Source organism: Paenibacillus sacheonensis (assembly GCF_009909195.1).
GTDB classification, from domain to species: domain Bacteria; phylum Bacillota; class Bacilli; order Paenibacillales; family Paenibacillaceae; genus Paenibacillus_Z; species Paenibacillus_Z sacheonensis.
Map to the genome: position 1 here is coordinate 477,717 of NZ_JAAAMU010000003.1, position 14,982 is coordinate 492,698.

General features: G+C 53.0%; 10 protein-coding genes and 1 pseudogene. All 11 read left to right on the plus strand.

The window, feature by feature from the left end; all coding sequences use genetic code 11:
• The first annotated feature begins 10 nt into the window (after positions 1-10).
• Positions 11-994: a Gfo/Idh/MocA family protein gene (locus GT003_RS07545; protein WP_161696043.1), complete on the plus strand. Its 984-nt coding sequence runs from the start codon at positions 11-13 to the stop codon at positions 992-994.
• 860 nt (positions 995-1,854) lie between these two features.
• Positions 1,855-2,574, plus strand: coding sequence for a response regulator transcription factor (locus GT003_RS07550; RefSeq protein ID WP_161696045.1), 720 nt, complete (start codon positions 1,855-1,857; stop codon positions 2,572-2,574).
• Positions 2,571-3,629: a sensor histidine kinase gene (locus GT003_RS07555; RefSeq protein ID WP_161696047.1), complete on the plus strand. Its 1,059-nt coding sequence runs from the start codon at positions 2,571-2,573 to the stop codon at positions 3,627-3,629. Before GT003_RS07550 ends, GT003_RS07555 begins: the two co-directional genes overlap by 4 nt.
• Positions 3,630-3,724: 95 nt before the next feature.
• A complete protein-coding gene (locus tag GT003_RS07560) occupies positions 3,725-4,201 on the plus strand; it encodes a stalk domain-containing protein (RefSeq protein WP_161696049.1) in 477 nt (158 codons plus the stop codon).
• Between the two features lie 322 nt (positions 4,202-4,523).
• Positions 4,524-4,823: pseudogene (locus GT003_RS33125) on the plus strand (carbohydrate binding domain-containing protein); the annotation flags it as partial.
• Positions 4,824-5,054: 231 nt separating this feature from the next.
• Positions 5,055-7,523, plus strand: coding sequence for an endo-1,4-beta-xylanase (locus GT003_RS07565; RefSeq protein ID WP_239565848.1), 2,469 nt, complete (start codon positions 5,055-5,057; stop codon positions 7,521-7,523).
• A gap of 287 nt (positions 7,524-7,810) precedes the next feature.
• Positions 7,811-8,695 (plus strand): ABC transporter permease subunit, encoded by an 885-nt coding sequence (locus tag GT003_RS07570; protein WP_239565847.1) that lies wholly within the window; start codon positions 7,811-7,813, stop codon positions 8,693-8,695.
• Positions 8,692-9,657 carry a carbohydrate ABC transporter permease gene (locus GT003_RS07575; protein WP_239565846.1) on the plus strand — a complete coding sequence of 322 codons (966 nt, stop codon included), beginning with the start codon at positions 8,692-8,694 and terminating at the stop codon, positions 9,655-9,657. The genes GT003_RS07570 and GT003_RS07575 overlap by 4 nt, the downstream gene beginning before the upstream one ends.
• Positions 9,658-9,703: 46 nt before the next feature.
• Positions 9,704-11,494, plus strand: coding sequence for a type 2 periplasmic-binding domain-containing protein (locus GT003_RS07580; protein ID WP_161696055.1), 1,791 nt, complete (start codon positions 9,704-9,706; stop codon positions 11,492-11,494).
• Between the two features lie 92 nt (positions 11,495-11,586).
• Positions 11,587-13,110: a carboxylesterase/lipase family protein gene (locus GT003_RS07585; RefSeq protein ID WP_161696057.1), complete on the plus strand. Its 1,524-nt coding sequence runs from the start codon at positions 11,587-11,589 to the stop codon at positions 13,108-13,110.
• A gap of 145 nt (positions 13,111-13,255) precedes the next feature.
• The gene (locus GT003_RS07590) at positions 13,256-14,980 is read left to right on the plus strand and encodes an extracellular solute-binding protein (RefSeq protein ID WP_239565845.1); all 1,725 of its coding nucleotides are present in this window, start codon (positions 13,256-13,258) and stop codon (positions 14,978-14,980) included.
• The last annotated feature ends 2 nt before the right edge of the window (positions 14,981-14,982 follow it).

The following is a 14,982-nucleotide window of genomic DNA, read 5'->3' on the forward strand; positions in this document are numbered from 1 at the left end:
AGACAAACGGATGAGAATCGGAATTATCAGCTTCGCTCATATGCATGCTTGGTCTTACGCGCATGCGATTAAGCGCAATCCGCATGCCGAGCTAGTCGGTATCGCCGACGATGACGCGGAACGCGGTCAACGTATGACAGCGGAGTTCGGCACAGCGTGGTTCGCGTCTGAGGATGAACTCATTGCGTCCGTGGATGCAGTTATCGTCTGCTCGGAGAATAGCAAGCACGCCGCATATACAATTGCAGCAGCGAAGCAGGGCAAGCATATCCTATGCGAGAAGCCAATCGCCACCAATGTAGAGGATGCCAAAGCGATGATTGCTGCCGCTGAAGAGGCTGACGTACAGCTTATGATCGCCTTCCCGTGCAGATTCAGCACGGTAGCGCAGCGGATGAAAGAGCGTATTGCATCCGGCGAGCTCGGCTCTATTGTCGCCTTCGGAGGAACGAATCGAGGCTCGATGCCATGGGGCTGGTTCGCAGACAAGCAGCTGGCGGGCGGCGGTGCCGTTATGGATCATACCGTTCACGTGCTCGATGTAATGCGCTGGTATATGCCAGGCGCCGAGGTGACGGAGGTATACGCAGAAGTCGATAATCGATTCCATGTTGATGCGGGAATTGACGATTGCGGACTGCTCACGTTCTCTTTTGACAACGGCGTTATTGCTTCACTCGATCCTTCTTGGTCACGACCTCGCTCGAATCCGGTTTGGGGTGATTTAACGCTGGATCTTGTTGGTACAGAGGGAAGCGCGAAAGTTGACCTCTATAAACAGAATATGACGCTTCACTCCGATGATACGCTGAAGACGACGGCGCCGTTCTGGGGAGATAATCCGGACCAAGGGCTTATCGATCATTTCGTAAGCTGCGTCATCTCGGGAAATCCTGTCTCCGTGACGGGGACGGATGGATTACGTGCACTCGAAGTTGCGCTTGCGGCATATAAGTCTGCTGAGTTAAAAACACCGGTTTTTTTAAACGCGTAATCATGACCAACCGAACAATGAAGGGAAGAGCACCGTTACTCTTCCCTTCGAATTATTTTGCTATTCTTAATCTCCGTAACCTCGAAGGTGTATATCCTCCCGCCATGGTCAGCCGTAATAATATCTCCTGCTCGTATTCCAAGTGAATTAATAGGGGGATTGCTCATACATGCTTCGTGTCTCCTCGGTCGATATGAGGTCGAATTCGCCGTAAATTGCCCGAACCAATTTCTTTCAACGTGGGTTAATAATGACAAGTTTACTATAAAGAAGCGATAGTAGAAGAGAGGAAAAAAGCAAATCAAAACTAGAAAGTGTAGGGTAGTAAAATAAGTGTCACTTCTTCTCAATTGTGCTAAATTCGTTCAGACTGCCTGTGGGGCGGTCTTTTTTATTTGCATTTGCTCATTAGATAAAGAGAAACTTGGTTAGATAATTAGGGGCTATGATTTTGTGTGTATTTATTCAAATGTTGTATTTAGGTGTGTGAATTTCTAATTTATCCTGAAACGAGAGCAGTTCTCGTTTGTATTCGGGATAATGGTGAAATAACACCAACGGAGAGACGCGGTTTCGCAGTCCTATTGTTACAATTATTTATGAAAGATAACACCTGTTTTTGTGGGTTGGTGCCATAATAACTGAGAACGTTTAAAGAGTTTCTGATCGTGAATTTTCAGGCATACAGCATGAAACGAATAAAAATCACCGGATTCCCTCAACCAGGTGGTCACACATTAATAGCGTTTCATCGATCATACGCATGATTGATTTAATAGTTTTGTAATCATTCTGTTCTGCCGGATACGATATAATCACAGCAAGGCAGAAATCGATCGGCAGCAACGGAGGGTTGAGCTATGTCAATCAAAATATTAATCGCGGATGACGAATCGAATATTAGAGATGTTTGCACCCGATATTTAGAGCGGGAAGGCTATGAAGTCATCACGGCGGGGGACGGCGAAGAAGCGCTGCGGTTGTGGGCTCAAGCGTCGCCCGATCTCCTCATTCTCGATGTCATGATGCCGAAAACAAATGGATTTCAAGTCTGCGAGGAAATTCGCAACATGCATGATACGCCCATCATTTTATTAACGGCGAGAGGCGAGGAAAACGATCGAATCGTTGGCCTCACCATGGGGGCCGACGATTATATAACGAAGCCTTTCAGCCCCAGAGAGCTGGTGCTGCGGGTGAAGTCCATTCTCCGCAGGCTGCGTTCCGTTCAATCTCCTAAACAGGAATCGCTTGCTCGAATGGAGAAAGAAACGATCTCTTTTCCGGGACTCGTCATTCATTTACCCAGCAGAAAGGTGGAAGTTAACGGCGTTCGGATTGATTTGACCGTTAAAGAGTTTGAGTTGCTTACGCTGCTCGCGACCCATCCTGAACAAGCGTTCTCGCGCAGCCAGCTGCTGAATAAAGTGTGGGACGTCGATTATTATGGGGATATGACAACGGTAACCGTTCACATCAGGCGTCTTCGGGAGAAGATTGAAGCCAGTCCGTCGGAACCGAACTATATCAAAACCGTATGGGGCATTGGTTATAAATTCGAAGGGCGTGAGGCGAGATGAAGCCGAAACTTCGGTTCCGGTCTTATTTACTGCTCCTCAACGGAATCAGTATAACGATCATACTGGTAAGCGTCTTCGTCATTTATCGCTATATGCTGCTATCCTGGAATGAGTACAGAATCATTACCTTGATCACCATTGGCGCGGCTGCCGTTTCGCTTATTGTTCATGCTTTGCTGACACGTCCTCTTGCCAAATGGATCCAAGTCTTGGCGAATGATACGCAGCGCCTGGCAGAAGGCGATTTCAATATTGATGTGCCTCGAATCGGGCCTATGGAATTCCAGCAATTGGCCGGCCAATTCAATCAAATGTCCGGCAGGCTGCGAGATATGTTCGAAAAACTCCGCGCATCCGAAGCGGCTCGTTCTGAGCTCATCGCGAACGTGTCGCACGACTTGCGTACGCCGATGTCATCCATTCAATCGTTCGTAGAGGCGCTGCAGGACGATGTCATTCAAGATCAGGAAACATTCGGACGATACCTGCAAACCATTCGACTGGAGACACGAAGATTGAATGGGTTGATCGAAGATTTGTTCCAGTTATCTCGAATCGATGCCGGAGTGATCGAATTAAGACAGCAACCGATTGCGGTCGATAGTCTGTTCGTGGAAGTATTGCAAAGTCACTATATGCTGTTGAGCGAGAAAAATATCGAGGTCGAGGTACGGGTGCCTGACGATACTGGCATCGTGTGGATTGACGATTTTGAAATCAAACGGGCACTCGGTAATTTGATGCAAAACGCCATTCAGTACACCGCAGTCTCATCGAGAATCGATCTAGAAGCCAGAGCATGTTCCGATGGCTTTGTGGAGCTATCCATAAGGGACCAAGGACCGGGAATAGAAGAGAAAGAAATAGAGCGGGTGTTTGATCGGTTTTATCGAACGGACCCCTCACGGCGCAGAGAAGGCGGCGGAGGCGCAGGTCTTGGCCTGGCGATCGTTCAATCGATTGTTCGTCGACACGGCGGACAGGTCGGCGTAGAAAGCCGGCCAGGAGAAGGGAGCCGCTTTTGGCTCACTGTGCCTTTGAGGAGAGTCCTTTGAAGTTAATTCTTTTGTAAGCCTTGCTTTATTCTTCCTTAAGAGCCGTTCGGTATATTGATACCGAAGAACCAAACAACCTTAAGGAGGAGTTTCCAATGATTAAAATGAAAAGAACAATTGCAGCATCCGTTCTCGCCATGGCGCTTCTTGTTCCGGGCATCGCCGAAGCCAAGGACATGATGCCAATGGAAACGAAGTCAAGCACGATGATGGAACAGGATAAGATGATGGACATGAATAATGTCGTACCATTGCGAATGTTTGCAGAGACGCTCGGCTATAAAATCATGTGGGACATGAAAGATCGCTCCATTACGTTAACGTACATGGGGACGGACATGAATATGGGCATGAATGCGGAAAAGGAGATGTCCGATAAGTCTCCGATGATGATGAGCGATAGGTACACGATCAAATTAATGCTGGATTCGAAAGCGATCATGGTCGGCATGGATAAAAAGATGCTAAAACAAGCCCCAATGCTTATGAACGGAAAAGTATATATAAGCAAAGAGGTCGTAACCATGTACTTGCTTGCTCCTTTTATGATGAATTCCATGAATTCCATGTAGTGGATGTCTATATAAAGTCCAAGAGGCCCATGACTAGTCATGGGCCTCTTCATCGTGTGCCATCTGCTTAAAAAGACGCCTTTTTTGGCTTTCCCCGCGCCTGACCTATAATATGTACGGTTCCTTCTTTAATCCGTGTAGTGTGAACGGTTTTCTTTTATATTATCATTTGAATTGAAAATTCGGAAAAGGAGGATTCGTTTGGTTAAATGTAAACGCTTAACTTACTTTGGGAGGGGAAGTAAACGCGATGAATAAGCGGTTTAAGCAGATTTTGATGGCAGTGTTTGCGGTTGTATTGTTCTTGCAGCAGGTTGGGATCATGCAAAAGGCAAGTGCGGCCAGTACGGATGGGAGCTATTTCCTAAAAGTTCAAACCACAGGCGGGCAGCAGTGGGATGGCGCGCAACTAGACACAGGGGCAAGCGGCTTAAACCTCGTTGCCGGCACGGCCTACACCTTCTCCTATGACTTATACACCCCCGACCAAGATGTGGCTGGCATCGTTCTACAAACGAACGGAAACTACAACTGGATTAAAAATACGGGAGCTTTAAGCGCGGCAAGCCCCGCTTGGACTTCATATACGGCGACCTATACGTATCTTGCGGCAAGCGGCGGACAGATTCAGTTTGTTAAAACCGGCGATAGCGGAGCTACGGACGCAAAGAATATAACGTACTTCATCGACAACTTTGTCGTAAAAGACGCGGCAACCGGCAATGTTGTATACACGGCCAGCTTTGACGACCAATCTACGGACGGTTTTGCGCCGAATGGGAGTGCCGCTTTGTCTGCCGTTAACAGCATTGGTGGTGAAACAACACCGACCACAAACCCGGATGTTCTCTCCTTGCCAAGCATTAAGAATACGTACCCGAATTATTTGATGGGCAGCATCATCGGACCCTATTACATGCAAAACCCGATCATGTCCGTCCTGAAAGCCCAGTTCGGCGTCGTGACGCCCGAAAACGCGACGAAGCCGGCTTCGCTGATCGGCACCAGCGACGCTACGCATAACGTTGCGGATCTGAGCTTTAACGAAGCGGACACGGAACTTCAGAGCGCGATCGACAATGGCCTGAAAATACATGGGCATACGCTCGTCTGGGAAGGGCAGTCGATTCCGTGGCTAAACAACGCCAAGATCTCCGACTCCGACCCGACTCCGTCCAACCCGGGTCTGACCGCGGCTGGGGCGTATGCGAACATGAACGACTATATCCACGCGGTTCTCTCGCATTTTGACGGCAAGTTCAACGCGGACACGCAGAACATCATCTCGTGGGACGTCGTCAACGAAGCGTTCGGGGGTACCGTTCGCGACAGCTCGCTGGATCCGAAAGACTGGCACAGCTACCTGAAGGCCACCCCGTGGCTGCAGGCGACGGACGATAATTACGTCGAACAGGCGTTCAAGGATGCCCGTGCAGCGGAGCCGAATTACAACGTCCTGTTGTACTACAACGACTATAGCATGGATGACCAGAACAAGGCCGCGGCAGTTCGCGACATGGTGAAAGACATCAATGACCGTTGGGCTGCGGGACACCCTGGTAAGCAGCTCATTCAGGGAGTCGGCATGCAAGAGCATAACGGCCTCGGAACCAACCCCAACAATACGCGCAAGACGATCCAGATGTTCAAGGATATCGGCGTCAAAGTCTCTATCAGCGAATTAGACATCTCCGCCGGCACGGGCGGAACGCAGACTGCCGACCAGAAAACAGCCCAAGCGGCACAGTACGCGCGGTTGATGCAAGTGTATACCGATCCCGCCTTCAAGGACACGGTGCAGCGCATCACATTCTGGGGACTGACAGACACCAACAGCTGGTTATCTTCCGGCAGCCCGCTGCTGTTCGACGGCAAACTGTACCCGAAAGACGCGTTCTACGCCGTGATCGACCCGGCCGGATATCTCGCGAATTATCAAGCACCAGAGAAGCCTCCGGGGGGCAAAACCTCGACAGCCGCGAAGGGAACGCCGAACATCGACGGCACGATGGACGACATTTGGAAGACAATATCGCCAATCGCAATCGATGTTACGCAGGCAGGCAACACGAAAGCGGGGACGATTATGCCGACGGCTGCCGCCCGCGTGTTGTGGGACGACGCGAACCTGTACGTATTCGCGCAGGTGGCCAAGGATCCGTCCGAACCGTTGGACAAGGGGAACGCAAACCCTTGGGAGCAGGATTCAGTCGAAGTAGTCGTTGACCTGACGAACGGCTCTAGCGCCATGTACTCGAACGCTTCCGGACATTACCGCGTTCGCTATGACGGCTTTGCGTCGGTAGACGCAGGCATGACGGATAATCAGGGCATTCCAACGAAGATGACCTCCGCGACGACATACGACGAGACGACGAACGCCTATACCGTCGAGATGCGGATTCCGTTTATCCAGATTACGCCCGCGGTTGGAACTCGGATCGGCTTTGACGTTCAGGTGAACGACGCGAAAGCCGGTGCACGCATTGGCGCGTTCGCTTGGAACGACGCTAGCGGAACGGCTTATCAGGATCTATTCAAGATTGGCACGCTGCAGCTTGCCGCAGGGCCCGACACGGTACCTCCGGTAACCACGGACAACGCCCCAACCGGGTGGCAGACCCATCCCGTGAACGTGGCTCTCCAAGCGACCGATGCAGGCAGCGGAGTTGCTTCCACCTATTACAGCCTGGACGGAGGAGCCTATACCTCCGGCGATTCCATATCGATTGCTTCGGAAGGGATCCACGCTCTTCGCTACTACAGCGAGGACCGGGCTGGCAACAAGGAAGCGGCGAAGGAGAAGATCATCCAGATCGATCTGACGGCTCCCGCGATCACGATGCCGGACATTGCGAAGGTTCTAATCAGCGATGCCCTGAACTACCCGATCGCGGTATCCGATGCAGCTAGCGGCTTGGATTCGGTGTCCGTCACTTTGGACGGAGTGCCTGCATCCACCTTGATTAAAGCGGCGCCGCTGACTCTAACCCTCGGAATACACCCCATCGTCGTGACGGCTAGCGATAAGGCGGGGAATTCCGTTACGCTCACAAGTCAAATTACCGTGTATATGGATACCGCGCATCTGAACTCGTTGTTCCAATACGGCATAGACAACGGCTTCATTACGACGCCGGGGCTGGTAAACAGCCTGTTAGCGAAGGTGAAGCAGGTGCAAGCGGCCGGCACCGACGCCAAGAAGGCAGCCAATGCCTTGAACGCCCTCGGCAACGAAGTGAGCGCCCAGTCGGGGAAAGGACTGAAGGCCGGTTACGCGGAATTGGTGCAGAGTGTCCTTAAGTCTCTAAGCAATAAGTAAGTTGAAGCAGCAAGTAAGCTGAAGCAGCGGTGCGCATTGAAGCTGCAGGATACAACTGCAGCGCAGAACTGCCCGCATGCGATTATCGCGCGCGGGCGGTTTTTGATTTTCCGGCAAAGGACGGCCATGAGCATCTATAAGCGATCAACTAGTAAACGATCGTTAAGTAAGTAAAGAGATGCGCGTTGTTCGCGGGTTTTCCGGATGCCTATAATGAAAGCGTATCCATAATACAGCAAAGGAGAGTCGCGGTGCGCATGCGCAACTTCGGTATCAGAAGCATGTCGATGAGAAAATTTTTATATATATCGCCTTTTATGGTTCTTCTATTCACGTTTGCCTATTACCCGCTATATGGGTGGGTTTATGCCTTCTTCGACTATACGCCGCCGATTCCGCTGTCCCAATCGCCGTTTGTCGGATTGCGATGGTTTCGGTCCCTGGTCGAAAACCAGGTAAAGATCGATCAGCTGCTGCAGGTGATCAAGAATACGTTGGGCATGAGCGGTCTGAATCTGCTGTTCTCTTGGCTGCCCATGGTGTTTGCCATCTTTCTGACCGAGATCAAGGCCGTTCGTTTCCGGAAGTTCATCCAAACCGTCACGACCCTTCCGAACTTTATCAGCTGGGTATTGGTCTATTCGCTGGCCTTCTCCATGTTTTCCAGCGAAGGGATCGTGAATGGCATGCTCCGCCAGCTGGGAATGACCGATTCGCCGATTTTATTCCTCCAGAACTCCGACCATGTGTGGTTGACGATGTGGTTGTGGACGACCTGGAAAGCGCTAGGGTGGTCGGCCATCCTGTACATCGCCGCGATTATGGGAATCGACGATTCGCTTTACGAGGCGGCCCACGTAGACGGCGCGACAAGGATGCAGGTAATCCGGCATGTCGTTCTGCCGAGCATGCTGCCGACGTATTTTGTGCTGCTGATGCTGCAAATCGCCAGCTTCCTGAACAATGGTCTGGAGCAATATTTCGTTTTTCAGAACGCGTTCAACAAGGACAGCATTCAGGTTCTGGACTTGTACGTGTATAACCTGGCCATGGGCGGAGGCAGCTATTCCGTGTCCGTCGCGATCAGCATGCTGAAGAGCGTAATCAGCGTCGTGCTTCTCTTCTCGGTGAACGGCCTGTCCAAAATGTTAAGGGGAGAGAGTATCGTATGAGCGCTAAATTGGCCGACCCTGTACCGAGTGCGGAGCATCGGAGCCGATTGGAGAAGAAGACGGGCTTTCGGCTCAGCGCGACGGACAAATTCATTTCGGTTGTCATCTATACGCTGTTTTCCCTGTTCGCCTTTGCCTGCGTGTACCCCTTTTACTCCATCATCATCAACACCATAAGCGCCAACGATATCAGCGCCAAAGGCGATGTCGTATTCTTGCCGAAGCATATTCACTTCCAAAACTACGTGGACGTGTTTAAAATACCGGGGCTTGGCACGGCGGCGATGGTATCTCTGGGAAGAACGGTGATCGGAACGTCCCTGACGGTAGGCGCGTCAGCCTTCCTGGGATTCATGTTTACGCAGGAGGATATGTGGGGGCGGAAGTTCTGGTACCGATTCACGATTATCACGATGTTCTTCAACGCCGGGATTATTCCGTGGTATTTGACGATGCGGTCGCTGCACCTGACCAATAATTTTCTGGCCTATATTTTGCCGACGATCGTTGCTCCCTTTTTTATCATACTGGTTAAGACGTTCGTGGAATCGACGCCAAAGGAACTGCAGCATGCCGCCAGCATCGACGGGGCCGGAATCATGACCCTGTTCTTCAGGATCATACTCCCGATAAGCAAGCCCATTTTGGCGACGGTAGCGATTTTCGCGGCCGTGGATCAATGGAACTCCTTCCAGGACACGCTGCTGCTTGTGACGGAAAGCAAACTCTACAGCTTGCAGTTTATTCTGTACAACTACATCAATCAGGCGAGTTCCTTATCGACCATGGTCAACCTGCAGAACGCCGGCTCGACGGCAATGGCCAGCCTGGCGACCAAGCAGACGACGACTTCGATCCGAATGACGGTGACCATTATCGTCGTCGCGCCTATTTTGCTGATTTATCCGATTTTCCAAAGGTTTTTCGTAAAGGGAATTATGATCGGTGCGGTGAAGGGCTGACTTGCGCGTGCACCATTATAATAAATTGACCATGCGGGGGTAGCGAATGAGTAGAAGCAGGAACGTTGTTAAGAAATCGATGACGGTATCGGCGGTAGGTCTGTTCTTGGTATCGGCTGCATTAACCGGGTGCGACAGTGGATCGGACAATGCGCCGGCATCGAGCGAGCCGACCGGATCCGGCGCGAATACAGGCGAATCCCAAAACGCCGGCACCGTGGATCACAGCAAGCCGATCACCATTACCGTATTCGATAATGCGGCCAATTACCAAGGCGAGCAGACAGGGTGGTACGGCAAGCTTGTCAAGGACAAATTCAATATCACCTTGAACATTCTCGCACCGCAGGTGGCCGGCGATCAGCTGTACAAGACCCGGACGGCGGCCGGCGATCTCGGGGATCTCCTGATCGTCGATAACAGTCAATTGGAAGAACTGATTCCGGCGGGGCTCGTCATGGATATGACGGATAAGCTCAAGAATACGAAGTACCTGTCCCAGTACGTGGACAACCATTTTAAACCGTTCAACGCCGCCTTCGACAAAGTGAATCCGGAAGGCAAGATTTATGGGCTGCCGACATTTGAAGCCGATACGTCGCCGACGACCTTTTCCGAAGAAATCCCTTACTCCAGCCCGATCATGCCCTGGGATTACTACAAGGGAGTCGGGGCGCCGAAGCTGAACGATCTGAACGATCTGCTGAACGTCCTGAAACAGATGCAAGCGAAATATCCGAAGACGCCGGATGGCAAGCCGATCGTCCCCATTACCCTATGGAAGGATTGGGATGGAGGCAGCATGGAGAACGTCCGCTGGCTGGGTAACTGGTACGGTTACGAGCAGCCGGACGGGACATCGACCATTCAGTTGAATGCCAAAGGAGATATCGTTCCGCTCGTCGACGACAACAGCATGTACAAGAAGATTTTGCAGTTTTATTTCAACGCCAATCAGATGGGGCTGGTCGACCCCGACGCGCCGACGCAGGATTGGAACAAAGTAGCCGAGAAGCTAACCAACAAGCAGGTTCTCCTCTTGTGGTACTCCTGGCAGCGGGGGTTCTATAATTCCATCGAGAGAGGCAAGGAAGGGGACGGCAACGTAGCGGTTCCGATCGCCGATTCCCGCATCATTCAGAGCAGTGACGCTTATTACGGCAACGGAAGAGTGTTCGCGATCGGCGCGAAAGCGAAGAACTCGGATCGCATCATGGAATTCATGGATTGGCTCGCCTCTCCGGAGGGGCTGCGCTATTACACGAACGGCTTTGAAGGCTTCAATTACGAGAAGACGGCCGACGGCAAGTTTAAGCTGACCGAAGTCGGACAGACCGCTTTCCAGAAAAACACGCCCGTTCCGGCGGAGTACGGCGGCGGCGGATACCAGGACGGCCAGAGCAAGATCAACAGCATGATCATGAGCGACTTTGTCATCGATCCGGATACGAAGGAATTCTATAACAGCAATTATTGGAGCGCGACGATCGAAGCGAACAAGACGGCCCTGACAACGGATTGGCAGAAAGCGTACGGCGCCGAGAACGCGACGGACTACTACCTGAAGAACAACATGATCGATGTCGTGCCTAATATCAACACGAGTCTTGGAACCGATTCGTCGGATATCAAAAATAAACGCAGCCAGATCTCGGACTATGTGAAGAACACCTCATGGAAAATGGTGTTCGCGAAAAACCAAGCGGAATTCGACCAGCTTTGGGCAAAGCTGCAGAAGGATGTTGACGGCCTCGGCTGGAAGGACGTCGTATCCGCGGATACGGCGAAGGCTCAGAAAATCGTGAAAATGCGTGCCGATGCATTAGCCGGCAAGTAAGATCCGACCTAATTGAATCGAGGAGGGATATGTATGCGTTCCATCATATATATCCCTTCTTTTCTTGCAAGATATTGAAGGGAGAGATCAGTATGCTTCGAACCGTACAGGTAGAGAACGGCGCGATTCAGGGACTGCCGGCGGCCGACCCCCGGATTACGAGCTTCAAAGGGATTCCGTTCGCCGCGCCTCCCGTAGGCGACAACCGGTGGCGGGCCCCGCAGCCGGCCCGGGATTGGAACGGCGTGCTCAGAGCGTATGAATTCGCGCCGGTTCCCATGCAGGTCAGGCAAGAAATCGACGTGAACAACATTTACACCAGGGAATGGTCAGTAGAGCCCGACATCGCCATGGGAGAGGACTGCCTCTACCTGAACGTATGGACGCCGGCCAACTTCGCAGACGAGAAGCTGCCGGTGTTCGTCTGGTATTTCGGCGGCGGCCTGCAGGTCGGCCATACCGCCGAGATGGAGTTCGACGGCGAGCGCATCGCCCGCAGAGGCGTCGTGGTCGTCACGGTCGGCTATCGGCTGAACGCGTTCGGATTTCTGTGCCATCCGGAGATTACGGCGGAATCGCCGGAAGCTCCCGCGAACTTCGGGCATCTCGACCAACAAGCCGCAACGCGATGGGCCAAGCGCAATATCGGGGCTTTCGGCGGCGATCCGGACAACATTACGATCGGCGGGCAATCGGCCGGGGGCGGCAGCGTCATGAACCAGCTCGCGTCGCCGCAGAACGAGGGACTCTTCCGGAGAGCGATCGTTCAGAGCGGGGTATTCACGAAGCTTTACCCGGGAATCGGTTCGCCGAATTTTCTGCGCGATCTGGAGACGGCCGAACGGGAAGGCGTTCGATTCTTCGCGTCTCTCGGCGTGTCCTCGCTTGCGGAAGCCCGGAAGCTGGATGCGGTTGATGTCCGCGACAAATACTTGGCGTCCAAGGCATTTTGGGGCACCGTCGTCGATGGCAAGTTTAACGTAGGCGACGCGTTCCAATTGTTCCTTCAGAACAAGCGCTGGCCGGTGCCGGTGCTATTCGGTCATACCTCCTCCGAATTTTTCAGCGTTCCGGAAGCCGGCACGATCGAGGATTTCAAGAAGATGGCGGCCGATCTGTTCGGCGATGACGCCGAAGCGTTTCTGACGCTTTGCGGCGCGCATTCGGGCCGTTTGGACGAGGTCGCGAAGAAAGCTTCGGCGAGCGGCATCGAATACGCCATACGGGTTGCCGGACAGGCCAATGCCGATTCGGGCGCCAATCTCCCGCTGTACTATTACAACTTCGACGCGGATATCCCGGGATGGGACGACCCGGGAACGTTTCATTCGGTGGATCTCTGGTTTTTCTTCGAGACCCTCGCCAAATGCTGGAGGCCGTTCGTCGGCAAGCATTACGATCTGGCGCGGCAGATGTGCCAATACTGGACGAACTTCATCCGCAGCGGCGATCCTAACGGTCCGGATTCGACGGGAGAGGAGCTGCCCAGATGGGAGCCCTATACGCCGGAAGCGCCGTACGGCATGCGGTTCGCGGATCGAGCCGAATTCGCCAGAGAACAGCCGGGCGAGCTGATGAAGTTCCTCGTCGCGCACTACTTCGGGAAAATCGGATGACCGTGGGCAAGCCAGGCCGCGGTACTGCCGGAAGAACGCAAGTACAACAGCCAGTATAAAGATGTGCGTTGTCCATTCCTTTCCCGCCAGAATATAATGAGAGCGTAACCAAAGCAGTAGCAAAGCCGATGAAGAGGGGATGGCTATGAACAAAGTCAGGGTTCGTCCGATTGCGGCTTTGGGGTCGGCCATAGTGCTCATGGCGGGGCTGTCGGCCTGCGACGGCAGCGAGAACAACGTCGGCATAGGCGTCAATGCTTCCGCCACGGAAGCGGCTGCGGGTCCCTACGGCAAATACGACCCGCCGATCGAGATTACGACCGTGCGCAATCTGAGCGATATCGTCGAGAACAACGTCCTGAGCGTTCTGAAGGACGAGAATTTCGAGAATAACCGTTGGACTCGACTTTACTTCGACCAGCTCGGCATTAAGATCAACTATAACTGGGTCGTGAAAGGCAACGACACCTCGGATCCGTACTTGCTGAAGGTGAACGTGATGTTGGCCTCGGGCGACCTTCCGGACATCATTCCGGTGAACGCCACTCAGCTCAAGCAGCTCGCGGACTCGGGTCAAATCGAAGACATGACGAACCTATACGAAACTTACGCTTCTCCTCAACTCAAGGAGATTCTCTCCGAGGAGGGACAGGGACCGTTCGACGCCGCGACGTTCGACGGCAAGCTGATGGCCGTTCCGCAGACGGGTTCCTCGATCGAACAAGCCCAGTTCGTCTGGATTCGCACGGACTGGCTGGACAAGCTGGGCCTGCGGCCGCCGAAAACGATGAAAGACATCCTGGCGATTTCGAAAGCGTTCTCCGAGCGCGATCCCGACGAAAATCACAAGAAAGACACGTTCGGTCTCGCCATCACGAAGGAACTGTTCGGAGGCTCCATGGGGCTTGAGGGTTTCATGGCAGGCTACGGCGCTTATCCGAATATTTGGCTGGAGGATTCGGCGGGCAAGCTTGCGTACGGCAGCGTTCAGCCGGAGATGAAGAAGGCGCTTCAAGCCCTGCAAACCATGTACAAAAACGGCGAGCTGGATGAGGAGTTCGGCGTCAAGGAAGGCACCAAGGTATCGGAAGTCATCTCGGACGGGAAAATCGGAATGGAGTATGGCCAGCAATGGAATTCCATCTGGCCGCTGCAGTTGAACAAAAACAACGATCCGAACGCCCAGTGGCGCGCGTTCCCGATCGTTTCGGAATCCGGCGACCCGGCGAAGGTTCCGCTCAAGTTCAGCACGACGAAGTTTTTCGCCGTCCGCAGCGGCGCCGCGCATCCCGAGGCCATCATCAAGCTGTTCAACATGCATGTCGAGAAGAACTGGGGCGAGACCCAGGAGAACGAGTACTATTACGCTCCGCCCGATGCGGAGAGCGTATGGCAGCTATCCATGGTGCAGCCCGCGCCGACAAAGAAAAACCTGGAGCTGTTCCGAACATTGGACGACGTGCGCAGAACGGGCGACAAGGCGATGCTGACGGGCGAAGCGAAGGCGATCCAGCAGAAGCTGGACGCCTATGCGTCGGGTTCCAAGCAAGGATTCGCGCTATGGGGCTGGGAACGTATCTATGGGCCCGAAGGGGCGGAGGGCATCGTCGACCAGTACGACAAAGACGATCAATTTCTCTTCGATAAATTCGAGGGCGCCCCGACCGCAACGATGGTGGAACGGCAAACGACGCTGGAGAAAATGCAAAACGAAGTGTTCGTCAAGATCATCCTCGGCGCGCCGATCGAGGAATTCGACAAGTTCGTACAGGATTGGGACAAGCTTGGCGGCGAGCAGATTACACAGGAAGTCAACGATTATTACGCATCCCACGCATCCCTGAAGAAGCAGCCCCTCGTGAAGGGATAGGA

Coding starts and splice junctions, on each gene's coding strand:
- GT003_RS07555 (WP_161696047.1), top strand. CDS start 2,571: ATGAAGCCGAAACTTCGGTTCCGGTCTTATTTACTGCTCCTCAACGGA.
- GT003_RS07575 (WP_239565846.1), top strand. CDS start 8,692: ATGAGCGCTAAATTGGCCGACCCTGTACCGAGTGCGGAGCATCGGAGC.
- GT003_RS07560 (WP_161696049.1), top strand. CDS start 3,725: ATGATTAAAATGAAAAGAACAATTGCAGCATCCGTTCTCGCCATGGCG.
- GT003_RS07580 (WP_161696055.1), top strand. CDS start 9,704: ATGAGTAGAAGCAGGAACGTTGTTAAGAAATCGATGACGGTATCGGCG.
- GT003_RS07570 (WP_239565847.1), top strand. CDS start 7,811: ATGAGAAAATTTTTATATATATCGCCTTTTATGGTTCTTCTATTCACG.
- GT003_RS07590 (WP_239565845.1), top strand. CDS start 13,256: ATGAACAAAGTCAGGGTTCGTCCGATTGCGGCTTTGGGGTCGGCCATA.
- GT003_RS07545 (WP_161696043.1), top strand. CDS start 11: ATGAGAATCGGAATTATCAGCTTCGCTCATATGCATGCTTGGTCTTAC.
- GT003_RS07585 (WP_161696057.1), top strand. CDS start 11,587: ATGCTTCGAACCGTACAGGTAGAGAACGGCGCGATTCAGGGACTGCCG.
- GT003_RS07550 (WP_161696045.1), top strand. CDS start 1,855: ATGTCAATCAAAATATTAATCGCGGATGACGAATCGAATATTAGAGAT.